This is a genomic window from Acinetobacter sp. YH01005 (assembly GCF_013420465.1).
GTDB lineage: Bacteria > Pseudomonadota > Gammaproteobacteria > Pseudomonadales > Moraxellaceae > Acinetobacter > Acinetobacter amyesii.
In genome coordinates, this window is record NZ_VOYA01000012.1 from 73,918 (window position 1) to 97,661 (window position 23,744).

The window sequence follows — 23,744 nt, forward strand, 5'->3', positions numbered from 1 at the left end:
AAAAATTCAATATCTTCAAGCCAATAAAAAAGGCGAAACTTAGTTTCGCCTTTTCATCTTAACCGATCAGCTTATTTTACGTAAGTTAACCAGTGCGCATATTTAGGGTCTTTACCCTGAACCGCATTAAAGAATGCAGTTTGGATTTGCTCAGTGATTGGACCACGACAACCTTCACCAATTTGACGGTCATCATATTCACGGATTGGCGTCACTTCAGCAGCAGTACCTGTGAAGAATGCTTCATCAGCGATATAGAATTCGTCACGTGTAATACGACGTTCAACCACTTCAAAACCAAGGTCTTTCGCAATCGTAATAATGGTTTGACGGGTAATACCATCAAGTGCACCACCCGCGATGTCAGGAGTATGAATCACGCCATCACGAACTAAGAATACGTTTTCGCCTGAACCTTGACATACATAACCTTGTGGGTCGAGTAACATTGCTTCGTCATAGCCAGCATGTGCCACTTCTTGGTGGGCAAGAATTGACAAAGTATAGTTACCAGATGCTTTTGCTTTACACATGGTCACGTTTGGATGATGGTGCGTAAATGAAGACGTTTTAACACGAATACCCTTCGCCATCGCTTCATCACCAAGGTAAGCACCCCAGCTCCATGCAGCAACAACGGCATGAATTGTATTGTCAGTTGCTGCAATACCTAATTTTTCTGAACCAATAAAAATAATTGGGCGTAAATAGCAAGAAGCCAATTTATTTTCACGAACCACATCAATTTGAGCTTGTTCTAATGCTGCATGATCAAATGGGACTTTCATTTGATAAATTTTTGCAGAATTTAATAAACGCTTAGTGTGTTCTTTTAAACGGAAAATAGCCGTTCCATTCGGAGTTTCATAAGCACGGACGCCTTCAAACACACCCATGCTGTAATGCAATGTATGTGTTAATACGTGAGTTTTCGCCTCACGCCAGTCAACTAATTGTCCATCTTGCCAAATAAAACCATCACGATCAGCCAAGTTCATGGCACACACTCCAAATTTTTATACACAGTCATTTTTATCCAATGCAAACGTTGCAGTTGGATCAATTAATCTTTGCCATAGCTTGCAAACGACCACTCGGGTATCGTGCCAATCGTCAGCTGAAACTTGCATGGATTGATTCGCAAGTGCTAAACGGTGGCTCTCGGCTCGTTCACGGAGATAAGCTTGAATCAATGCTGTCGCGTCGGCGCTGGATAAGCAATCCGTTCTTGCGGCATCCTCAAGGATTCGTACGTTGTCAGAGTAATGGGCGAGATCGGGATTCGACCCACTCCATGCTAATACTGCATACTGTGCCATAAATTCGATGTCAACGATACCACCTGCATCTTGTTTTAAATGAAAAATTCCATCTTTTTGCTGCTCTTTAGAAGAACCTAGATGGTCTTTCATTTTTTGGCGCATTTTTAGCACTTTTGCACGAACATTGTTCTCATCGCGTGGCTGAGTCAAAATATTGCAGCGCAAGTTTTCAATTTCAATCCGTAAACTGTGCTCACCTGCAATCGTTCTGGCACGTACTAAAGCTTGATGCTCCCAGACCCAAGCATTTTTATGTTGATATTGCTCAAAGGCTTTTAAGCTGGTCACCAATAACCCCGCCTCTCCCGAAGGTCGTAAACGTGTATCCACCTCATACACTCGACCATCTAGGGTTTGCGTGGTCATTAAGGACATAAATTTTTGTGCAACCCGCATGGCAAATTCAAAGCCACTAATTGGTTTCTGTCCATCGGTATCGGCTTGTTCATCCATATAGTGAATAAACACCAAATCCAAGTCCGAACCATAACCCAGCTCGATGCCACCCACCTTGCCATAGCCAATTACCGCGAAAGCCGTGTGATCAATCGAACAACGCTGCCCTTCTGCATCAATTGGATAGCCATGTTTTTTGGCAACAATTTGATATGCCAAATGCAAGGTTGCATTCACCGACACTTCAGCAATATCGGTCAATGCATCCGACACTTTCATCAACGGACTTTCTGCCAAAACATCACTAGCAGCTACTGCTAAGACATTGGATTTTTTAAATAATCGAAGAACACGCATTTGGTCTTCGACTTGATCAATTTCAATTCGAAGCAGTTGTTGACGTAGAGAGTCTTCTAAATCTTTACGCTTTGGCAGCTCAAAATCCATCGACAAAAACTCGTCCAACAGCACGGGATAATGCGTCAATTCTTCGCAGATCCAAGGACTCACTGTTGCCATTTTCACTAATCGTTGTAATGCCCCTTTGCTCTCAATCAGCATCACCAAATAGACCGTACGGCGCAGCACCGACTCCACCAAAGGCATGAGACGTAGTAAGGCCACCTGAGGTTTATCTGACTGTAATATCGCCTCAATGAGATGTGGCCAAAAGGTTTTTAAGCGCTGTACAGCTTTGGCAGGTAATTTTTTCAGCGCATGTCCATACCAAAATTCGTGAATTAAATTTTTGGCATCATCATCTAGAACATCGTTCAACTGGGCTTCTAAATGACTAAAACTTTCCAATAACGGATCGGGTTCTTTTTCTTTAATAAGATGCTCAAATTGGTAAATGACTTTGGCACGCTTCTGATTGAGTACATTCAAAAAGTCATCCCAAGATGCAAAACCTAAAGTATCTAAAATACGTTGGCGTGGTTCAGGCTCATGGGGCAACGATTGGGTTTGCTGATCATTGAGCGCTTGTATCGCATGTTCAATACGACGTAAAAATAAATACGCATCTTCTAAATCAGCAACCGCGGTATTTTCTAATAATCCAACTTCACCTAAATGATGCAGACTCACCAAACACTGACGATCTTGCAGCTCGAGTTTTGAACCGCCATAGATGAGCTGAAAGACTTGAACAATAAACTCAACTTCACGAATTCCGCCTGCACCGAGTTTAATATCCTCTTCGATATTACGACGTAGCACTTCACGTTCGATCATGGCTTTCATGTCACGCATAGCTTCGAAAGCGGTGTAATCGACATATTTGCGGAAGACGAAAGGTCGGGTCATTTCCAGTAACTCGGCGCCTTCTTTACCGCCCGTGACGATCCGTGCCTTAATCCAGGCATAGCGTTCCCATTCGCGTCCATGCTGGCTTAAATATTTTTCTAATGCCGCATGACTGATTGCCAAGGCAGAACCATCACCCCATGGGCGAAGGCGCATATCTACACGGAAGACAAAACCATCTGCGGTAATATGGTCAAGCAAGTAAATTAATTTCTGGCCCCATAAAATACAGAACTGCTGCACATCAATACATTTTCGACCGTTGGTTTCACCCTGTTCATCAAAGGCAAAAATAAGATCAATATCACTTGAAAGATTAAGTTCCTGCGCACCCAGTTTTCCCATGGCAACCACAATCAGGTCTTGAACTTTCCCCTTATAGCTTAGCGGTTCGCCATATTTCGCAATCAACGGCTTTAGTGCAAAATCTTTTGCCGCACAGATGGACGCATCGGCAAAGTCTGAAAGCTCTCGAGTTAAGGTGACGACATCGGTGAGTTGATTGGCATCTTGCCAAATCCAACGAAACATGAGACGTGCGCGCAGCACACGAATTGCACGCATCCAACTATTTTCATCTTGGATATCGGCAAGGCTGCTTGCGACAAAATGTTGAATTTGTGCTGTACTGAGCGAGGTTTGAAACTGATCAATTGCATAGTCTTGTTCTAAACTGGCCTGATGGATTCCGAGCACCTGTTCAGCATATTGACTGGCACGTAATGTTTTCTGCAATTGCTCCGCATTCATTTCACAAACCCTAGCGTGATTTTTTTCTAGTTATAACAGTTGATAACGCTTAGGGAAAAGTATTTTTAGGCTTTTATACCAATAGATGCGCATTAAAGTTCACTTAAGGTCGCATCTTTCTGTGCACTGCTGCTCTCGGTATTTAGGGTTTGATGCAGGCTCGTCGCCTGTGGCAACCAGACTTTAAATTGTGTGCCTTCACCTTCTTTCGAGTTCACCACAATTTCACCCTGATTTAAGTCCACAAAACGTTTACAAAGGACTAAACCCAACCCCGTACCACGTTCTCCTGCCGTACCTTTAATACTAACCGTCAGTTTTTGCTGAAATAAATCATCAATCTGAGTTTGGGTCATCCCCAATCCCGTATCTTGAATGGTGAATACAACCCGTTCTCCATCTTGTTCGGCAGAAATCGTCACCACACCTCGTCCATCGGTATGAGTAAATTTCAATGCATTTGACACCAAATTTTGCATCACTGATGTGATCATATTGATATCTGCATTGACTTTAATGCCTTCAGGCACGGCATTGATCAGTCGAATATTTTTCTTCACAGCCAAGCTATTTAAGACATCACTTACGATTTTTGCAGACTGATGTAAATCAAAATTAATCGGGTGATAAACAAAGCGACCACCTTCTGCCATAGCCCAGTTTAATAAGCTTTCTAAAAGGTTATACGTCGACTGTGTGGTGTCATATAAATAGTCTGCAATATTTTGAACGCTTGAATCATCTAAGGTATTGCGTTCCTGCGCCAAAACTTCAGAAAAGCCCAATAGACCATGAAAAGGTGCTCTTAAATCATGCGCAATAATTTGGAAAAATTTAGTCTTACTAAAATTAAGTGCCGACTGCTGTTCATAGGCTTCTTTTAATTCGGCATTTTCAACGCGAAGTTGAATAATATTGACTAGACTTTGTACAAATTCTTCAACGATTTTTAATTGTTTGGATTCAAATGCAGTGACTTGATCATCAAATAAAATAACTTTACCGATAGATTCTTGATCATATTTTAAATCGAAAGCGACTAAACGCTGATGCCCTAATCCAAGTTCTTGCATATAGTTAGAATAAGCTTGGTAATTTTCAGCGTCTCGGTCTATACGAGAACGTTCAGCAAAAAACTGATCTAGACGATCATCATCAGCTTCGGCCATAAATGCCTTAAATATGTGCTCTGACGCATACCATATATAAGGTTCATTTTTAAATGCGAGGACAGCATTATCGACTTGCACAATACCACGCGCGAACTTTAAAAATTCTGCAATGCGGTTGTCGTCCGTATAAACCCCCATCAATAAAGACAAACGACAGGCAGTTAATAATTCGGTTTGTGTACCAATATCCAGTAAACGTAAAGCCATCCCGTTGCTCTCCTCAGGGTTTATCTTAAAGATAAAAACCAACTGTTCTGTTCAAGATTAATAGCAAAAATAGCCCAAACACTCAACAACAAAACCCAACAAAAAAACAAACATCATTTACGAATGCGCTATTTAATCGAACTTTCATCCAATTAGAAAATAAAAATATCTATAAAGAACATAACATTAAAGGTAAAACAAAAATTAAAACAATAAAATTAGAAACTTAAATTAATTTAAATTTTATTGACTGTTTATTTTAAATCGTACTTTTCGCGTTTTATTCAAACTAAAAACATGACTAAAAGAAATATTCACTTACATAAGACCTAAAAAACTGGGTTTAATTTTCTTTAACTACATCACAAAAAATAGTGAGTTTTATGATTATTCTACGACCAGATTGCTCATCAGGATGCTCGTTTCAGTCAGCTACACTAAATGAATCTATTTTTAAGTTTTTCTATTAGACTAATTTATTAGTTTTTATCAGTTGTGTGTGTCATTTGAGCGTTAAACCATACCTGCTCGCTTTTACTTTATTAAACTGAGCTAAAGATTCGTTTCATGCTTCTACTGTACATGAACTCATTCACCCAAATGACTGAAGCTAAAAAATAGCCATGCCTTATTCATCAGATATATAAGTTATCGTATAAACATTCCGAGAGCGCTCAAAGTCAAACGTAGCATCAAACTCACGTCGTTCTTTTATAAAGTCACCAATCCTGACTAATTTTCGAACTTACGCACCAAATCTACACCTAAAAGCTAAGGCATTCGGTTTGACCTGTCCTACGCTTTGCTTTACAACTAAATTTCGAACGAGCCATAAAGAACAGATCAGCCCAAGAAAACGATATAAATTTAATTGTTCAATAGCTTTAAGCTATGAATAACAAGCTTTCAATATTCCCCTTCTCGGTTTTGCGCTAAAATTGGGCGTCAAACTGCACTTCTTTTGTATCATTTTTCTACGAAATGACCACATCACAGGATCTTGCGTTGACTGAAAAGCAATGAACCCCGATACTTTCATAGTTTTATTTAAGCAAATCGGTTCATAGAGGCGAGCCACAAGCTCGGACCTCAAAGACACAATCTAAAGCAAGGGGCTATATATGGCTGGTGGAAAGTCAACTATCATCTACACACTGACCGACGAGGCGCCATTATTGGCGACTTACTCTCTGCTGCCGATCATTGAAACCTTTACTAAACCTGCTGGCGTTGAAATCGTTAAACGCGATATCTCAGTTGCAGCACGTGTACTCGCTGAATTTTCAGACTATCTAAGCGAAGAACAAAAGGTGCCAAATAACTTGGCAGAGCTTGGACAATTAACCCAAGATCCAAGCACAAACATTATCAAACTTCCGAACATCAGTGCTTCAGTTGGCCAATTAACTGCTTGCATTAAAGAATTACAGTCTAAAGGTTTTGCAATTCCGAACTACCCAGAAAACCCAGCGACTGAGGAAGAAAAAGAAATCAAGGCACGTTATAGCAAATGCCTAGGTTCTGCTGTAAACCCTGTACTTCGTGAAGGTAACTCTGACCGTCGTGCGCCTACTGCAGTAAAAAATTACGCGAAGAAACATCCGCACTCTATGAGCGAATGGAAACAGTGGTCACAAACTCACGTTTCTCACATGGACGAAGGTGACTTCTACCACGGCGAAAAGTCTATGACTTTAGACCGCGCTCGCAACGTAAAAATGGAATTGATCACTAAGTCTGGTGAAACTGTTGTTCTTAAGCCAAAAGTTGCGCTTCAAGACGGCGAAATCATTGACTCAATGTTCATGAGCAAAAAAGCACTTTGCGACTTCTACGAAAAAGAATTAGATGATTGTAAAGAAGCAGGCATTTTGTTCTCTCTACACGTAAAAGCGACCATGATGAAGGTGTCTCACCCTATCGTTTTCGGTCACTGTGTGAAGATTTACTACAAAGATGCATTCGAAAAACACGGTAAATTGTTTGATGAGTTAGGTATTAACATCAACAACGGTATGTCTGGTCTTTACGAAAAAATTGAAACTCTTCCGACTTCTCTTCGTGAAGAAATCATTGCTGACTTACATGCTTGCCAAGAACACCGTCCTGCACTTGCAATGGTTGATTCTGCAAAAGGCATCACTAACTTCCACTCACCTAATGACGTAATTGTAGATGCATCTATGCCTGCAATGATCCGTGGTGGCGGTAAAATGTGGGGTGCTGACGGCAAACAGTACGACTGTAAAGCTGTAATGCCTGAATCTACTTTCGCGCGTATCTACCAAGAAATGATCAATTTCTGTAAATGGAATGGTAACTTTGACCCACGCACTATGGGTACAGTTCCTAACGTTGGTCTGATGGCGCAAAAAGCGGAAGAATACGGTTCACACGACAAGACTTTCGAAATTCCTGAAGCGGGTGTTGCCAACATCACGGATCTGGAAACAGGTGAAGTGTTGATGTCTCAAAACGTGGAAGAAGGCGACATCTGGCGTATGTGTCAGGTGAAAGACGCACCAATCCGCGACTGGGTGAAACTTGCTGTGACTCGTGCACGCAACTCAGGCATGCCTGCGATCTTCTGGCTTGACCCGTACCGTCCACACGAAAATGAACTGATCAAGAAAGTTCAAACTTACTTGAAAGAGCACGACACTACTGGTTTAGACATTCAAATCATGTCACAAGTCCGTGCTATGCGTTATACACTTGAACGTGTTGCTCGCGGCCTAGATACAATTTCTGTAACTGGTAACATCCTACGTGACTACCTAACAGACTTATTCCCGATTATGGAATTGGGTACTTCTGCGAAAATGCTTTCTATCGTGCCTCTAATGGCTGGTGGCGGCATGTACGAAACTGGTGCTGGTGGTTCTGCGCCTAAACACGTACAACAACTTGTAGAAGAAAACCACTTACGTTGGGATTCTTTAGGTGAGTTCTTGGCGCTTGCTGTTTCTCTTGAAGAAATGGGCATCAAAGAAGACAACGCGAAAGCTAAACTTCTTGCAAATACGCTTGATGCTGCGACTGGTAAATTGCTTGACAATGACAAGTCTCCATCACGTCGTACTGGCGAACTTGACAACCGTGGCAGCCACTTCTACCTTGCTAAATACTGGGCTGAAGAACTTGCTGCGCAAGACGAAGATGCAGATCTTAAAGCGAAATTCGCTCCTCTTGCTCAAGCACTTGCTGACAACGAAGAAAAAATCGTTGCAGAACTTGCTGAAGTTCAAGGTAAAGCTGCGGACATCGGTGGTTACTACGCTGTAGATACAGCGAAAGTAAATGCTGTAATGCGTCCAAGCGCAACTTTGAATGCTGCTCTTGATGCTGCTCAATAAGTTGATGCAAAACTAACGTAAGTTAGTGATGTAAAAAACCAGCGCTTCGGCGCTGGTTTTTTATACCCTCATTTCTATAGTATTATGACAACTCTTTCATTTAATGCTTAGATCTAAATTTTATAAATGTGATTTATCAAAGGTTAGGATTTTTCATTCAACTATAGCCATAAAATAAGGAAAACCTAAAATGGCAAATTCATGGGGAATACCAAAGCACATAGAAGATGCGGTCTCGGAGCGAGACCTGTGCTGTGTATATTGCGGCAAAAAGTTTGGCACTGAAAGAGCCAACAAGAAGTCTTGGGAACACATTATCAACGATATAAGAATTACAACCTTAACCAATATTGCATTGTGCTGTGTTGGCTGCAATGCATCTAAAGGCAATAAAGACTTAGCAACTTGGTTCCACTCTGAGAATGCTCGAAAAAGAGGTGTCAACACTGAGACAATTGCAGATGTCATCAAAGTAGCTTTAGATAGTTAATAAAGCTTTTAAATACTACAAGCCCTATAAGACACCCGATCAATCACATTTGATTATTGTATTGATCTAATAATTTAAGCTTAGTATCTGATTCCACCATGAGTACCCAAACAAAATTCAGGTACTCATCCGAGTACTCATTTTACGAAGTGACCACCTGAAACGTGGCTAGTGAAATCATTGGAAATTTTCTAGAAATTTTATATAAGTCATTACTTTTAGACATAAAAAAAACCCCAAGTCTTAATAAGCTTGGGGTTTTTTAGAATTTTGGTCCCGAGGGTCGGACTCGAACCGACACATCATCTTATTGATTTACATTAACTTATCAAATTAACAGCCCACCTTGGATGTCTTCATGGATGTCTATTACCAATAATGATTCAAATGTCCGCATAATAACCAAACAGTATCATGCAGCAGTTGTTTGGTCTGAATTAGCTAATTCATCAGCCAATTGCTCTGCTTGTTCAAGCACTGTCTCTGTTGCAAGCAAAGCCATATCAGGTGGGTAGCCATAGCGTTTAAGCAACCGTTTCACTACTACTCTCAACTTAGCTCTTGCTGACTCTTTTACAGTCCAATCCAAAGTAACATTCTTTCGAATTGATTCTGTGAGTACCACTGCAAGTTCTCTGAGAATATCCTTCTGCATCAACTCTCGAGCACTGTCGTTGTCTGCAACTGCAGAGTAGAAAGCATATTCGTATTCAGTCAGGTTGAGTTCTTCTGCCAGTTTGTCCGATTCTTGAATTGCTTTAGCTAACTTAATCAGCTCATCAATTACTTGGGCCGCTGTCAGCACCTTGTTCTGATAACCTTTAATTGCAGAACTCAGCATATCCATGAGCTTCTTACCTTGGGTCACACTTCGCTGCTCTCTCATCTTGATCTCATCACCCAGGAGCTTTTTCAATGTCTCAAGCGCAATGTTCTTGTGCTTATAGCCTTTCATCTCCTGCATGAACTCATCGGAGAGAATTGAGATGTCTGGCTTCTGGATTCCTGCTGCATCGAAGATATCGACTACTTGCTCTGTGACAAGTGCTTGGTCAATGGTTTGTTTCACCTTGGCTTCAAGCTCAGCATTACTCATACCTGAGATTTTGCCTGAACCATCACTAAACTTTGCTAATCGTGCTTTGACTGCTTGGAAGAATGCAACGACAGGAGCTGCTTCCATCGCATGTGGATGCGGTACTGCTAAAGCAAATGCCTGTGACATCGCAGCGACTGCTGTCAGGAAGCGAGTCTTACCTTCACCTTGGTCTACACCTAAGATGTGCTCTTCTGCTTCTAGGATAATGTTGAGCTTACGAGAGGTATTCGCTGTGAAGTATTCTTGATAATTGAAGCCATGCATGATGCCATCAATCACTTCGAGCTTCTCTTGAAGAATGGTTGCAGCTTCATCCTGCACTAAGGCTGGATCACCTTTACCACCTGCTTCAGAATAGAATGAGAGGGCTTCTTTCAGATCAGATGCAATACCAAGGTAATCAACAACAAGTCCACCAATCTTGTCCTTATAGACACGGTTCACTCGTGCAATCGCTTGCATGAGGTTATGACCTTTCATTGGTTTGTCGATGTAGAGCGTATGCATACTCGGTGCATCGAAACCAGTCAGCCACATATCACGCACAATGACGAGCTTCAGTTTGTCATCGTTGTCCTTCATACGATTAGCCAGGATTTGGCGTTGCTGCTTGGTTGTATGGTGCTTGGCAATTTCTTCACCATCCGAAGCAGATGAGGTCATCACGACCTTGATTACACCATCGTGCAAGTCATCGCTATGCCATTCTGGTTTGATCGCTACAATCTCGTTGTAGAGGTCCACAGCAATGCGACGAGACATGCTGACAATCATGCCTTTACCTTGGTTTGCATTGGCAACAAGACGTTGTTCAAAGTGTTCTACGATGTCTTTAGCGATGGCTTTGATACGTTCTTTACTGCCGATCAGTCCTTCAACTCTCGCCCACTTCGCACGCTCTTTTTGTGTTTGGTTTAAGTCGTCTTCACTGAACTGTTCGTCGAAGTCCTCAATAAGATCCTTACCTTCATCACTAATAGCGATTTTAGCCAGTCGGCTTTCATAGAAGATACGAACGGTTGCACCATCTTCTACAGCTTGTGAGATGTCATAGATGTCTACATAGTTACCGAATACTGCAGGCGTGTTTACATCAGTCTTCTCAATAGGTGTTCCAGTGAAGCCAAGGTAAGTGGCATTTGGTAAAGCATCACGCATGTACTTGGCAAAACCATAGACAGTACGCTTACCCACTACCTTTCCATCATCGTCTTTGACATCGACTTCTTTTGCATTGAAACCATACTGTGAACGATGTGCTTCGTCAGCAATCACGACAATGTTAGTTCGGTCTGAGAGTTGCTCGTAGACGCTACCACCATCTTCAGGTTGGAACTTCTGAATGGTTGTGAAGATCACACCACCTGATCCAACCTTGAGGAGTTCTTTAAGTTCTTCTCGATTCTCTGCTTGCTTTGGTGTCTGGCGCAATAATTGGCTTGATGCTGCAAAGGTTCCAAAGAGTTGGTCATCTAAGTCATTACGATCTGTAATCACCACAACTGTTGGGTTATCCAATGCCAAGACAATCTTGCCTGTGTAGAACACCATAGACAGGGACTTACCTGAACCTTGGGTATGCCACACCACACCAGCTTTCTTATCACCTACTGCTTGTTGCTGCACCAGCTCCAGCTTGCTTCTGCCTTGCTGTTGCATCGCTAGTTCGGCTGATTTCGAGTCCGAATTAACTGCAGACGCACGAATAGTAGAGAGGACTGCTGCATTCACTGCATAGTACTGATGGTATGCAGCCATCTTCTTGATGGTCTTAATAGTGATTAAGCCATTGGCATCTTCTTGCTTATTGGATTCAAACACAATGAAGTGTCTGATCATATCGAGCAGTGTCACTGGATTGAGTAAACCATGAATCAAAACTTCAAGCTGTGCCTGTGTCTTCTTGGCTTTGGTTTGACCATTAGAAGTCTTCCACGCCATGTAACGACTCAGGTCTGCTGATACCGTCCCTGCTTTCGCCTCTAAGCCATCAGAGATGATGTTGAAGGCATTGTAGGTAAATAGGCTTGGGATTTGGCTCTGATAAGTCTGGATCTGCTTATATGCGCCTTCTACAGTGGCATTCTCATCGGTAGCATTCTTGAGCTCAATAACCACTAAAGGTAAACCATTCACATAGAGGATGATGTCAGGTCTTCGTTCCCAACGGTCTTCTCGTATGGTGACTTGGTTTACTACAAGGAATTCATTGTTGCTTGGATTGTTGAAGTCAATCAGCCAAGCATATTCACCTTGAGTGTTACCATCTTTGCTGACTTCGATGTTTACGCCTTCAGTCAGCAACCGGTGAAAGGCTTGGTTATTGGTGAGTAAATCAGGGGATGAGAGATTAGTGATTTGCTTGAGCGCTTCAATACATTTTTCTTCGCTCAAATGAGGATTTAGACGTTGTAATGCCTCTAGCACCTTAGCCTCTAAGATGACCTGCTTATAGCTTCGTAGAGGGTTGCTTCCCTTGGATTCAATATCAGGCCCATACACATAGGTATAGCCCAATCCCTCTAGTTGCTCTATCGCCATCAGCTCAATGTCTGATTCAGTCATCTTAGTCACTTGAATACTTCCCCCTAAATTTGTCCATAAAGCCAGGACTCATTAATTGTTATCTGATGTAAAGTTGAGAAACCTTATTCATCGTCCTGCACGTTATAGCCATACTTCTGCACAGCATCCTCAATAGCTCCCTCAAACTTATGACAAGCATAGAGGTAGAGTTCAGCATCAACCATTAGAACACCTGGTACACCTAAACCATCATTGAGTGGAATCAGAGTCTTTTGTGAACCAATCTGAACTGTTGGTCGTTTGTATGAGCAATTCACAGTGACTTTATGTGGCGATCTGTTCCAGTCAATTTTCTTGGCTTCCCACTCACGACTACCGCCCAGCAAGGTGACTTGAATCTTGGATTCTGTCGCTGTCTTGTTCAGTTGTTTGTAAGAGACAAACTTGGCGACTGAACAAGGAGAGTGATAACAAGTTTCTATGACTTTACCTTTTTGTATACCGCTATGATTGAATTTAGCTGGCGCTGCTTGGACAGTGGCAGCAAAGCCAACTACAGCAATCAAGCCAAATCCCATTTGAGTCATGTGCTTTATCATTCTGTTTCCCTCTTATTCTCTTCTACTTAATCCATCGGCACAGCGATCTTGTGAATCTTCCAACTTAAGCCATCACGAACCATGAGCACTTTGACTTCTTTGGATTGATCCTGATCTTTAATGACCACCTCAAAATCATTTAGGGACGTGTAGCCCGCTTCATATTCTGGCTTAGGTTCTTCTTTTTCTTGGTTTGATGAATCTTGGCCACCCATTGACTGCTCTGCTGAGTCTTTTAAGTCTTTACCTTGTAGCATCAAGGTCATACCTTCAGGTGTGACAATCCCATCAATCATCTTGTCGACCATGGTTGATGCGAGCATTGCACCTAGTGCTGCAAAACCATCATCTTTTTGGTTTGCCATCTCTTTCATCATCATGGCGTTCATTTGATCTTTGAAGCTCTGACGAACACTTGGATAGTCGATGTACTTCGATACTGTATCGCTATCACCTGCCTGCGCTGCTTTCTTGATGTTATTGATAGCAAGGTATGGTGTTGCATACAAATAGCCACAGATCACTACGACTAGAGCTATGATTGCCCCTATAAATTTCTTATTCATTCTTATTCCTATCTAGTTCATTTCTCTTGCTTTCAACATCTTTACTTGAGCTTCTAACTAGAGCCAATAATCCCACACCAATTGCTAAAGGAATAGCAACAGGTGCTGCTGCAACTACAGCTCCCACACCTGCAACTGCACCAACTGCAGCTCCACCAACACCTATTGCACTAACAACAGGGAGTGCAGCGACACCACCTCCACCCACAGCAGTTACAATTGATTGGATACTAGTATTAGCAATTGCTGTCGATGCTGAAGCTGTTGCATTAGTTATAGTACTCGTCACTCCTGAAGCCACCGATGAAGCACCATTCGATACAGCTCCTATAGCACCAACGGCTACTTGATCTAGAGGGATACTTGAAATTGTTTCTACGACAATATCGGCTATTGAGTCTATTGAGTCTATTGAGTCTATTGAGTCTATTGAGTCTATGATCTCAATTTTTACATCAAGAAATTCTTGCTCTTTGAGTTGTTCAATAACTTTTCTTGAAAATCTTATGGCTTTTCTTATAGAGCGAGTTTGGTTTAGCTCTTGATGACTCTTAATTCCTGTACAACACCATACTGCAAAATTCTCACTGCTTTTCTTTACAAATCTATTGTGACCACCATTTAGTAGAGCTGATGCACGTTGAGCAACTTCTTCACCTGTATAGTGGAGTAATGTATTAGGGTACTTAATTTTGTACAGTGTTGATGTACCCTTCAAAAAATCCTTGATAGTAGATTTCTTGATTTCATTACCACTCAATGAATCTGTTGTTTCTTCAAGATGCACCACAAAGCCGTTACCTACATATATCCCATGATAGGAAACCCCATGCAGTGTTACTTTGATGTGTGTTCCTGATTTCAGATCAGCCATTCATCCCCCTGAATGTAAAAAAGGTGAAGTCATCAAATGACTTCACCTAAATGTTATGCAACTTCTTCTGTTTGATATTGGACTCTCACTTCACCACTCATGAGCTTTGGTAGAAGCGTGTCTCTTAGGTTTTCTAATGTTTGGATTTGTCGATTATTTTCCCAACATTTATCAAAGATTGGCTTAACAATTCCAATAGCTTTATCCTGCAAATCTTTAGGCGGTAATTGTATTGGAAACTTACGAAAGTCTTTTAATACAATCCTTGGAATTACAGCCCCAGTAACAATATTTTGCATTGATTCATGAGTTGAATCTAGCTTTAAGAATAAGGTTAAGAGCATTGGATTGTATCGACCATTTGGTCGCAGCATAGCAATAGATGATAACAAAACAACATCTAAGCCTTCTTCCAATAGGAAAACATGTTTAAGGTAGCTACCATCTTTTGCAATAAGAATGTCACCTTGCAATGCCTTACAGTCTGCCTGTACTAAAGCTTCATAATCTTCTTTAGAGATTTTACGACAGGTAGCTTGATTAATGCCCCAATCGTACATGTCCTTTACAGAAGCCATTGGATACCCTTCCTCAACTGATGCAGGGCTACTATGCGATCCATCAGTAATACGAGTACATACATCAGCTAAAGTAACTTCTTCCCAATCCTCTTTCGCTTCCTCAATAAACCATTGACGAAACAGTGTTTCAGCCATGGCTTCCAAGGTCTTGTTCTGACGATGCAGTAGGTCAATCTTGTCATCAAGTGATGAAAGGACTGAGGCTATGGCTTTCTGTTCAGGTAGCGGAGGAAGCGAAATTTCATAATCTTCAAGCATACCTTTTGTTAAGGCATTTCTTGTTCCACCAATTTCAGACAGAATGAGAAGCTCTTCTTTTGAAGCCAGCAAGGAATACTTCAAGAATCTATGATCAAGTTTCGCAGGGTTACTTCGCAAGATAGCCACATGCTGATTTACACGAGCAGGCAACCAATTAGTAGGTGCTCCACAACAGCGAGCTACACTATCACCTGTAATGTTTAGCAGTACATCATTGGCTTCAACTATCACATTTCTTAAGCCATAAGCTTGATCATCGTCAATGAAAGCCAAACCATCTTCAGTAAACTTGTAGTCCAAGACGTTTTGGCTTCTGATTAATGAGATACCTTCTGTTTTGTATGCACCACTACCGCCTGTAGGTGTTGAGCCACTACCAATTTTGGTCGTAACATCCTTTAGCTTAAAGTTGCCCCACTCACTCATACAGTCACCTTCGCCAAGTTCTCAGCAATGGCTTGATTGAGCTTGGCTTCCTCAGCAAGCTGTGCCTCAAATTCTGCCTTAAGGCTAGTAAAGCGTTCCTTAAAGTCGAATTCATCTTCGTCATCAGCTAAACCAACATAACGACCTGGGGTGAGTACATAATCAAGCTCAGCCACTTTTTCTAGTGGTACAGATGCACAGAAACCTGCTACATCTTCATACTCACCATCTTGGTTTCTCCAATTGTGGTAAGTGTCAGTGATTAGCTTCAAGTCTTCATCAGACAACACCTTGGTTCTGCGGTTAATCAGATGACCTAGGTTACGAGCATCAATGAATAGGATCTCATTGCTACGATCTTTGTATTGGGTTGAACCAACACGATCCCGACGCATAAACCATAAAGCAGCAGGAATCTGAGTGTTCAGGAAAAGCTTAGCAGGTAGGTTCACAATACAGTCAATGACATTGGCTTCAGAAACCAAGGCTTTACGAATCTCACCCTCTCCACTGGTCTTAGAGGTAAGCGCACCTTTAGCAAGGACGACACCTGCCTGACCTTTAGGACTCATGTGATACAAGAAGTGTTGCATCCAAGCAAAGTTCGCATTACCTGCAGGTGGTGTACCAAGCTGCCAGCGAGCATCACCTACTAATTGCTCACCACTCCAGTCAGAGACGTTGAATGGTGGATTCGCAATGATGTAATCGGCTTTAAGGTCTTTGTGTGCATCATTCAGGAATGAACCCTCAGAGTTCCATTTCACATGCTCTGAGTTAATGCCACGAATGGCTAAGTTCATCTTAGCGAGTCGCCAAGTGGTTTGGTTACTCTCTTGTCCATAGATCGAGATGTCATCCACTAAGCCCTGATGAGATTCTACGAACTTCTCAGACTGTACAAACATACCCCCTGAACCACAGCAAGGATCGAATACACGACCTTTATATGGCTCAAGCATATTGACCAATAGACTTACAATGGATTTAGGTGTGTAGAACTGCCCACCCTGTTTACCTTCAGCTAATGCAAACTCACCAAGGAAGTACTCGAATACATGCCCTAGAACGTCGGCAGAGCGAGATTTCGCATCACCTAATGCAATGTTACCAATCAGATCAATCAGCTCTCCTAGGCTCGTAGGATCGAGATTCTGACGTGCATATACTTTTGGAAGTACACCCTTCAACTGCGGGTTGTCATTCTCAATGGCTTCCATTGCATCATCGACAATCTTACCGATGGTCGGTTGCTTAGCTTGGTTTAAGAGGTATGACCAACGTGCATTCTCAGGAACAAAGAATACGTTGTATGCAGTGTATTCATCACGGTCTTCTGGATCAGCTCCTTCAAATTCACCCTCACCTTGTACGAGAAGATTGTAGTGAGCTTCGAATGTGTCGCTGATGTATTTGAGGAAGATCAAACCAAGAGCAATATGTTTGTACTCTGCAGCATCAATGTTCTTACGAAGCTTATCTGCTGCTTTCCACAGTACAACCTCGAGTGGTTCTTGTTTGGTTTGCTTTGGAGCACGAGCCATGTTGAATCCTGATTACATAATTAGTGTTTTGTTATGGTTTTGAATAGTAACGAATAATGAGTACGTACGTAAGAGGATAAAGACATGATTTGTCGCATATCACATTATCCTTTTTTACTGTTATGCACTTAGCTTAAGTTTACAACCCTCCTCCTTCGTCCTCCGTGCTTCGCACTATGGACTTGAAGGTGGTTGTAAACTTAACCGAGTAATGGGGACCATGCTATTAACATTCCTTAGGAAGAAGTTTAGGCCTTTCATCTACGTCCCCATAACGAGGAAGAAGTACGCAGTACTTATGACGAAGGTTAATGGGGAAAGTAGATGAAAGGTCATAGACATCATATAGGTTGGCCATAGAACCAACTTAACTCTCACAAGTGATCATCATATAGTCAGTTCATCTCAAAGCTGTACACCAACACACCAAACTCTCCCCAAAACTATAGGCATGCTATAGATTAGAGAATTACCCTTATAGCATATAGATAGTAATGGTTCGGGAGCTTCGCTCTCTGAAACGGTAGTTTATTAGAGACTCTTTCGTCCTCTATATATACTTATGCCGTTCATCCATACAATATTATCAAACACTTAGGTAAGTTTTCTGTATCTAAATAAGCACTTTCACATAGCAGATAAGTGCGTCACAGGTACTTACCATGCTGTTGTGCTATACCGAGGTAAACAATGTCAATTGATGCAAGCCAGCTCACAGATACTTTAAAAACTGATTTAGTTTCACTTGAAGGTGGTGAAACTCTACAAATGACCAAGCTAAAAAACCAGCAATACAGGACTGCTCCGTATTTTTGTATTGGTCGAAAAGGATATACATCCTTTTATGATCATTCTATTAAAGAGAGAAAGTTCACAGAAGGTCTTGATGTTACAAGTATCTTCCTACAACTCAAACCAACAACATTAGCATTTTTTTGGAAATTGGTTTCATTGAGAGATTCACGCACAAATATCGTAAATCTAGCTGTTCATGATTTTAATGAAACTGATAAGAATAGATTGAAAAAATGCAGGTCTGAATTAAAGGAACATCAGTTAGTTTGCGATATAAAGCGCGGTTATCTACTCATCAATCCTAAAGCCATCATCCCTGAATACTCACATTATGATTCTGTAGAGTTACGTTGGAATCAATTGAAAATGGATTTACACTCCGTTGAAAGCAAGATTCAGAATCAAAGTAACTCTAAATCAGTGGAACAATTAGAAACACTGAAATTAAGCCTCCCAACTGCAGGAATGATGACCACTCCAATTGAATTTGATGACGAAGAAGATGAAATCACACAAACTCCACCAAAGAATTTGAAGCGCACGTTAACTTTCTAACTTCAACTATATTGGTGATTCATTTAGGTAATTGCATCTTCAAATCAGCAATGTTCAATTCAAGCAAAAATTCCTTTTGGAGGTTTTGATGGCATTAATTTACTTTCCTCAAATGAATTTCTGGTTTGTGTAGGTGTATTAGTGGATTGACTTTCGTCATCAAGAGCAAAAGGATTGCGACGTTTTATAGGGTGACTTGGAGTTGATACTTCATGTTGCTCTGAATTCGCATCCTTATTTTGAATTAATGGCTTTTGCTCTAATGCAAATTGATTCACATTTGGTATTCCTGGCTGAGCAGTTGATTTTAAGACATGATTTGCGCTGTCTTTGGTAATAGATTTGGAGACGACAATCTGGATTTCCTTAGGTAATTGAGTTGTAAATTCAACGTCCTTGTTTTCTAAATCCAAACCATTATTTTGAATGTATTGTTTAACAGCTTCTTGAATTTCAGCTTCTGTTAATGTAACTGTTGTAATTGTTGAAATGTCCATGCGGGCAACTCCTTTAACGATAAATGAATGAGCTTCAAAGACTCACTCTCACCGCACGGAGTGCGGCATTACACTCGATGAAACTATTGCCTTCTATGATGAGCAAAACGGGGGTTTTCATGTGTGCTAATTTCCGACCTATAAGACCAAATCAAGCGAAGCTACTTAACCTACCAGAACCTATGAATTTGGTTTTCAGTGATGACCTCTACCCGTTAAGTGATAGCCCTCTCATCTTTGCAGGTAAAGAAGGAATCGAATGGAGATCCGTTAAGTTTGGATTGATACCAAAGTGGGCCAAGGACATGAAAATAGGTCGTATGACTTACAATGCTCGTACTGAGACAGTACATGAAAAGCCAAGTTTCAGGAATGCTTGGTATCGAAGTCAGTTCGCACTCATCCCAGTTCAAACAATTTATGAACCTAAATATGTCAATGGCAAAGCCCAAAGATGGGGCATATACAGAGATGATGGCTTACCTTTTATGGTAGCAGCCATATATGAAAATATCCTCCTAAATGGGCAACAGGTACGCTCCATGTCCATGCTTACCATCAATGCAGAAGAGCACTCATTGATGTCTCATTTCCATAAACCAGAAGATGAAAAACGCTCGATTATCGTTATACCAAATGAACTTAGAGATGACTGGCTTCACTGTAATTTTGAAGATGCTCCACAATTTTTTAAGCTCATGAATCCTAAAGAATTCACTTCATCACACATGCCAAGGTAACTACCACTCATCAGATCAAGCTTGTATGAATCAAACTACATAATCTAACATTTGATTATGTAACTTTTTCAAGTGAGGGTCTTATGACTAGTAATCATGGTGGCAGTCGACAAGGATCAGGGCGCAAAGCCTTATATGAAGAACCAACTAAAGTCATCCGAGTACCCGAATCTAAAGTTATTGAAATAAAGCATTTCCTCGCTGAAAACAAGAAACCTATCTTTAACGATGTAGCATCCATTACTCAGGTTGACCCAACTACATTTATGCGAATTCCGCTCGCTTCTGAAAAAGTTTCTGCTGGCTTTCCTTCCCCTGCTCAAGACTATATTGAACAAACGCTCGATATGAATGAGCACCTCATCAAAAATGAAGCAGCAACATTCGTCGTAACTGTTTCCTCTCAATCAATGCTAGGTGCTGGTATCGACATTAATGATGAACTTGTAGTAGATCGTAGCCTAGAAGCTAAACACGAAGACATCGTAGTCGTATGGATTGATAATGAATTTACTGTCAAACGGCTAATGATCGAAGAAGGAAAAAACCGTTGGCTTAAAGCTGAAAATCCAGATTATCCAAACATCCATTTTCATGATGGGCAGGAAGTAGTTGTGTGGGGAGTTGTTACCTTCGTATTAAAGTCATTCAAAAAGCATAAGTAATACAGAACCTTTTCATTTTGGTTTCATGACATGAATCGTAAACATCGAATCTATGCTTTAGTAGACATCAATAACTGCTATGTCAGTTGTGAAAGAGTCTTTAGACCTAGCTTGAATGGAAGACCTGTTATTGTCTTATCAAACAATGATGGTTGTGCTGTTGCACGTTCTCAAGAAGCTAAAGATTTAGGCATCAAAATGGGTGTCCCACTCTTTCAAATTAAGGACATCGTAGAGAAGCACCAAGTCGTAGTGCTATCAAGTAACTATGCACTTTATGCAGAGATGTCGCGCAGGTTTATGAAGATACTCTCTGATTTTGTTACACCACAAGAACAAGAGATCTACTCCATTGATGAATGCTTTCTCGATCTCACAGCTTATGCTGCAAACCACGACCTCACAGAGTATGCCTTACAAATTCTACAGCGCTTACTTAAATGGCTTGGTTTACCGGCTTGCATTGGTATAGGCCGCTCCAAAACAGAAGCCAAGATAGCCAACCATATTGCTAAGAAGAATGCTTACCTTAATGGTGTATGTAATCTGGTTTCAATGGACCCTTGCTCTACTGAAGCTCTCTACAGCCGCATTGATGTAAGTGAAATTTGGGGAGTTGGTAGAAAGCATACAAAGAAGCTGAATAGCTTAGGCATTCACTCTGTACTTGATTTTGTTATGGCTTCCCCTCTCATGATCAAAGACCAATTTTCAATAGTAATGCACAGAACAATTCTAGAATTGCATGGCTTATCATGCATTGAATTGGAGCATACACCTGAAGCAAAGAAACAGATCATAGCTAGTCGTTCCTTTGGACAACGTGTATATCACATTGATGATCTTAAAGAAGCGATGACCTTTTATGTTCAAGATGCAGTACATCGTTTAAGAGATGACGGATTGTTATGTGGCTGTCTAATTGGTTTCGTTCAATCTAATCCATTCGATACATCAAAACCCTTCTACAATAAGTCTTTATCACTTCCATTACCTGAACCAACAGATAACGTCTTAGTGCTTTCTAAGCTTGCCACTGCAATGATAGATGGACTGTTTACCAAAGATATTGCATACAAGAAGTGTGGCGTTATCCTTACATGCTTAGAGCCTAAGAGCAGCCACTCCTTTGATATCTTCACTGATATGAAAACCATTGCATTAAGTGATAGCTTGATGGATTCTCTCGAAGCCATCCATACAAAATATGGGAAGAAGAAGCTGGGCCTTGGAGCAAGTATGCTACCTAATAGAACATGGAATATGGCACGCGATAGACTGACCCAGAACTACTTCCAATGGGATCAACTACTTGTTGTTAAATAAACCGATATTGCTATGGATTGTGCAGTTGCTCATCTCAAGTGTCTCACATTGATATCTAATGAATGCTAACTGTCTCAGCCTGAGATAGTTAGAGCAATAATTGGTATCACACTGAGACCTATTCATAGCAATATGTCTAACATTGGCTTTCCTAATATGTAAAGGGGGTGGCAGGTGGACTGTCCAACCTTGTGTTGAACAAGTCAAAAATAGGACATCAACCAAATCAATTCGTCTTGTGTTTTCTACCCTAAAGAATCCTTTTCTGAATAGAGGTATGGGGGGGTAGATGGGGGTATGGGGTGTTCAAATGTAAGAACCCTACCCTCGTAGTAATGTGAGCATTTTTCTCAAAACTTTTGTATTGAAAATTCTCTATAAAATACTTGCGTCGCCTACAAACGAGCTCTAACTTAACTAAACCTTTTCGGTTGTTGTGTTGCAAGTTTCGAGCTAAGGCTTAGCTTGTGAAAGCTAATCTTAGGTTGCACCACAAAATTAGCAGTCAGATGGCTAGATCCATCTGGCTGTTTTTTATTGGCTTATTTTCATCATTAGGCTAATTTTCACGCCTAGTAGAATTCTTCTTGCAAACCTAATGCTGATGTACATAATCAATTTAATAGCTACCTGACACATGTAGATTCAATGAAGATTGGTTATTCACCTTTCCAAGTTTAGTAATTGATTTAAGTGTGGAATGTGTCACCCCATATCAACCCAAAAGCAAGAAGATAAAAATGTTAACTAGAGAAAATTTATTTAGTTCAATGATTACATTAGGGTTTGAAGAACCTTCAAAGCAAACTAACAAAAAAGTCCAACGGCTAAATCATACTAATCTTGCATATGCTGTATATGTCAAACCATTAGAAGAGCAAAGCCTTAATACTAAATATGTTTTGGCAATTCACCCACATTACCTAATACCTAAATTCGAAAGTTTAGATTTGCTCTCGAAGAGAAAACTACTTAAAGAATGGCAGGTTAGACTCAAACCAATGGGAATATACTTAAATGAAAATATTGAATCAAAAACTAGTTTTGTAGGATTTCCTATAAATGAAAGTGGATCAGGTCAAGCTACTACATTAAACTTTGAAAACCATCCTGCAGTAGTTACTTTCTGCAAAATTATACTAGACCTAGAGGTTTCCAAAAATTCTGAGATAACTCCTGAAAAGACAAGTGACTTTTCTGAAAGTGAGGATATGTTTGTATCTGAGCAAGAATCAAATTTACCTCCAACTGAGCTCAACGCATTAGTTAAAGTTAGACTAGGTCAAAGTAAATTTAGACAGGATCTTTGGAAACATTGGCAAGGCTGCTCTGTAACTGGTTGCGATAATGACAGTCTTCTTATAGCTTCACATATAATCCCATGGAGTGAGAACACTAAATCTCGCCTTGATCCATTCAATGGCTTACTGCTATCGCCAACATTAGATCGAGCTTTTGATAAAGGCCTCATTAGCTTTGATGATTCTGGATTAATCATGATTAGCCCTAAACTTAGCAAGGATACATTAGATCAACTTGGTATCTCATCCAGTATGAAGCTATGAACCGTACCGGGTTTGTCGGAGACCACTTTTCTTGAGAGAATGTCCCGATGAAAAAAGTAAAATACACCCCTGAAATCAGAGATAGAGCGGTTCAATTATTGATTGAATCTGAAAAAGATTATCC

General features: G+C 40.8%; 17 protein-coding genes. 7 read left to right on the forward strand and 10 right to left on the reverse strand.

Going from position 1 to position 23,744, the window contains the following annotated elements; translation table 11 throughout:
- Positions 1 to 71: 71 nt before the first annotated feature.
- The 3 genes from FTT72_RS10270 to FTT72_RS10280 all read right to left on the reverse strand — a co-directional run bounded on the left by FTT72_RS10270 (position 72) and on the right by FTT72_RS10280 (position 5,155).
- Positions 72 to 998 (reverse strand): branched-chain amino acid transaminase, encoded by a 927-nt coding sequence (locus FTT72_RS10270; RefSeq protein WP_078191262.1) that lies wholly within the window; start codon positions 996 to 998, stop codon positions 72 to 74.
- 18 nt (positions 999 to 1,016) lie between these two features.
- Complete coding sequence (gene glnE / locus FTT72_RS10275) at positions 1,017 to 3,776, reverse strand: bifunctional [glutamate--ammonia ligase]-adenylyl-L-tyrosine phosphorylase/[glutamate--ammonia-ligase] adenylyltransferase (protein WP_180178310.1); 2,760 nt, start codon at positions 3,774 to 3,776, stop codon at positions 1,017 to 1,019.
- 92 nt (positions 3,777 to 3,868) lie between these two features.
- On the reverse strand, positions 3,869 to 5,155 hold the full coding sequence (locus FTT72_RS10280) for a sensor histidine kinase KdpD (RefSeq protein ID WP_180178311.1): 1,287 nt from the start codon (positions 5,153 to 5,155) through the stop codon (positions 3,869 to 3,871).
- 1,121 nt (positions 5,156 to 6,276) lie between these two features.
- Between FTT72_RS10280 and FTT72_RS10285 the strand changes: the two genes are divergently transcribed.
- Together FTT72_RS10285 and FTT72_RS10290 are read left to right on the forward strand one after the other, a co-directional pair.
- The gene (locus tag FTT72_RS10285; RefSeq protein WP_180178312.1) at positions 6,277 to 8,511 is read left to right on the forward strand and encodes an NADP-dependent isocitrate dehydrogenase; all 2,235 of its coding nucleotides are present in this window, start codon (positions 6,277 to 6,279) and stop codon (positions 8,509 to 8,511) included.
- A 190-nt stretch (positions 8,512 to 8,701) separates the two neighbouring features.
- A complete protein-coding gene (locus FTT72_RS10290) occupies positions 8,702 to 9,001 on the forward strand; it encodes an HNH endonuclease (RefSeq protein ID WP_168378735.1) in 300 nt (99 codons plus the stop codon).
- 412 nt (positions 9,002 to 9,413) lie between these two features.
- Here FTT72_RS10290 and FTT72_RS10295 read toward each other — a convergent pair whose 3' ends face one another.
- From FTT72_RS10295 to FTT72_RS10320, 6 genes are all read right to left on the reverse strand, one after another.
- Positions 9,414 to 12,665: a type I restriction endonuclease subunit R gene (locus tag FTT72_RS10295; RefSeq protein WP_218953487.1), complete on the reverse strand. Its 3,252-nt coding sequence runs from the start codon at positions 12,663 to 12,665 to the stop codon at positions 9,414 to 9,416.
- 83 nt (positions 12,666 to 12,748) lie between these two features.
- A complete protein-coding gene (locus FTT72_RS10300) occupies positions 12,749 to 13,213 on the reverse strand; it encodes a hypothetical protein (protein WP_257233419.1) in 465 nt (154 codons plus the stop codon).
- Positions 13,214 to 13,251: 38 nt separating this feature from the next.
- Positions 13,252 to 13,791 carry a DUF2939 domain-containing protein gene (locus tag FTT72_RS10305; RefSeq protein ID WP_180178315.1) on the reverse strand — a complete coding sequence of 180 codons (540 nt, stop codon included), beginning with the start codon at positions 13,789 to 13,791 and terminating at the stop codon, positions 13,252 to 13,254.
- Entirely contained in the window at positions 13,784 to 14,665 is an 882-nt protein-coding gene (locus tag FTT72_RS10310; protein WP_180178316.1) for a lecithin retinol acyltransferase family protein, read from the reverse strand. Before FTT72_RS10310 ends, FTT72_RS10305 begins: the two co-directional genes overlap by 8 nt.
- 53 nt (positions 14,666 to 14,718) lie before the next feature.
- A complete protein-coding gene (locus FTT72_RS10315) occupies positions 14,719 to 15,933 on the reverse strand; it encodes a restriction endonuclease subunit S (protein WP_180178317.1) in 1,215 nt (404 codons plus the stop codon).
- Positions 15,930 to 17,477: a class I SAM-dependent DNA methyltransferase gene (locus FTT72_RS10320; protein WP_180178318.1), complete on the reverse strand. Its 1,548-nt coding sequence runs from the start codon at positions 17,475 to 17,477 to the stop codon at positions 15,930 to 15,932. Before FTT72_RS10320 ends, FTT72_RS10315 begins: the two co-directional genes overlap by 4 nt.
- A 690-nt stretch (positions 17,478 to 18,167) precedes the next feature.
- Between FTT72_RS10320 and FTT72_RS10325 the strand changes: the two genes are divergently transcribed.
- Positions 18,168 to 18,827, forward strand: coding sequence for a hypothetical protein (locus tag FTT72_RS10325; protein ID WP_180118019.1), 660 nt, complete (start codon positions 18,168 to 18,170; stop codon positions 18,825 to 18,827).
- A 59-nt stretch (positions 18,828 to 18,886) separates the two neighbouring features.
- On the opposite strand, the gene FTT72_RS10330 is transcribed toward FTT72_RS10325, so the two are convergent.
- Positions 18,887 to 19,324 (reverse strand): hypothetical protein, encoded by a 438-nt coding sequence (locus FTT72_RS10330; protein WP_180178319.1) that lies wholly within the window; start codon positions 19,322 to 19,324, stop codon positions 18,887 to 18,889.
- 119 nt (positions 19,325 to 19,443) lie between these two features.
- Between FTT72_RS10330 and FTT72_RS10335 the strand changes: the two genes are divergently transcribed.
- From FTT72_RS10335 to FTT72_RS10350, 4 genes are all read left to right on the forward strand, one after another.
- A complete protein-coding gene (locus tag FTT72_RS10335; protein ID WP_180118031.1) occupies positions 19,444 to 20,064 on the forward strand; it encodes an SOS response-associated peptidase in 621 nt (206 codons plus the stop codon).
- A gap of 83 nt (positions 20,065 to 20,147) precedes the next feature.
- The gene (locus FTT72_RS10340; protein WP_180073948.1) at positions 20,148 to 20,729 is read left to right on the forward strand and encodes a LexA family transcriptional regulator; all 582 of its coding nucleotides are present in this window, start codon (positions 20,148 to 20,150) and stop codon (positions 20,727 to 20,729) included.
- 30 nt (positions 20,730 to 20,759) lie between these two features.
- Positions 20,760 to 22,055, forward strand: a complete 1,296-nt coding sequence (locus FTT72_RS10345; RefSeq protein ID WP_180178320.1) for a Y-family DNA polymerase — start codon at positions 20,760 to 20,762, stop codon at positions 22,053 to 22,055.
- A gap of 740 nt (positions 22,056 to 22,795) precedes the next feature.
- Positions 22,796 to 23,620 carry an HNH endonuclease gene (locus tag FTT72_RS10350; RefSeq protein ID WP_180178321.1) on the forward strand — a complete coding sequence of 275 codons (825 nt, stop codon included), beginning with the start codon at positions 22,796 to 22,798 and terminating at the stop codon, positions 23,618 to 23,620.
- The last annotated feature ends 124 nt before the right edge of the window (positions 23,621 to 23,744 follow it).

Coding starts and splice junctions, on each gene's coding strand:
- FTT72_RS10295 (WP_218953487.1), bottom strand. CDS start 12,665: ATGACTGAATCAGACATTGAGCTGATGGCGATAGAGCAACTAGAGGGA.
- FTT72_RS10345 (WP_180178320.1), top strand. CDS start 20,760: ATGAATCGTAAACATCGAATCTATGCTTTAGTAGACATCAATAACTGC.
- FTT72_RS10350 (WP_180178321.1), top strand. CDS start 22,796: ATGTTAACTAGAGAAAATTTATTTAGTTCAATGATTACATTAGGGTTT.
- FTT72_RS10300 (WP_257233419.1), bottom strand. CDS start 13,213: ATGACTCAAATGGGATTTGGCTTGATTGCTGTAGTTGGCTTTGCTGCC.
- FTT72_RS10310 (WP_180178316.1), bottom strand. CDS start 14,665: ATGGCTGATCTGAAATCAGGAACACACATCAAAGTAACACTGCATGGG.
- glnE (WP_180178310.1), bottom strand. CDS start 3,776: ATGAATGCGGAGCAATTGCAGAAAACATTACGTGCCAGTCAATATGCT.
- FTT72_RS10290 (WP_168378735.1), top strand. CDS start 8,702: ATGGCAAATTCATGGGGAATACCAAAGCACATAGAAGATGCGGTCTCG.
- FTT72_RS10335 (WP_180118031.1), top strand. CDS start 19,444: ATGTGTGCTAATTTCCGACCTATAAGACCAAATCAAGCGAAGCTACTT.
- FTT72_RS10330 (WP_180178319.1), bottom strand. CDS start 19,324: ATGGACATTTCAACAATTACAACAGTTACATTAACAGAAGCTGAAATT.
- FTT72_RS10315 (WP_180178317.1), bottom strand. CDS start 15,933: ATGAGTGAGTGGGGCAACTTTAAGCTAAAGGATGTTACGACCAAAATT.
- FTT72_RS10325 (WP_180118019.1), top strand. CDS start 18,168: ATGTCAATTGATGCAAGCCAGCTCACAGATACTTTAAAAACTGATTTA.
- FTT72_RS10320 (WP_180178318.1), bottom strand. CDS start 17,477: ATGGCTCGTGCTCCAAAGCAAACCAAACAAGAACCACTCGAGGTTGTA.
- FTT72_RS10305 (WP_180178315.1), bottom strand. CDS start 13,791: ATGAATAAGAAATTTATAGGGGCAATCATAGCTCTAGTCGTAGTGATC.
- FTT72_RS10340 (WP_180073948.1), top strand. CDS start 20,148: ATGACTAGTAATCATGGTGGCAGTCGACAAGGATCAGGGCGCAAAGCC.
- FTT72_RS10280 (WP_180178311.1), bottom strand. CDS start 5,155: ATGGCTTTACGTTTACTGGATATTGGTACACAAACCGAATTATTAACT.
- FTT72_RS10270 (WP_078191262.1), bottom strand. CDS start 998: ATGAACTTGGCTGATCGTGATGGTTTTATTTGGCAAGATGGACAATTA.
- FTT72_RS10285 (WP_180178312.1), top strand. CDS start 6,277: ATGGCTGGTGGAAAGTCAACTATCATCTACACACTGACCGACGAGGCG.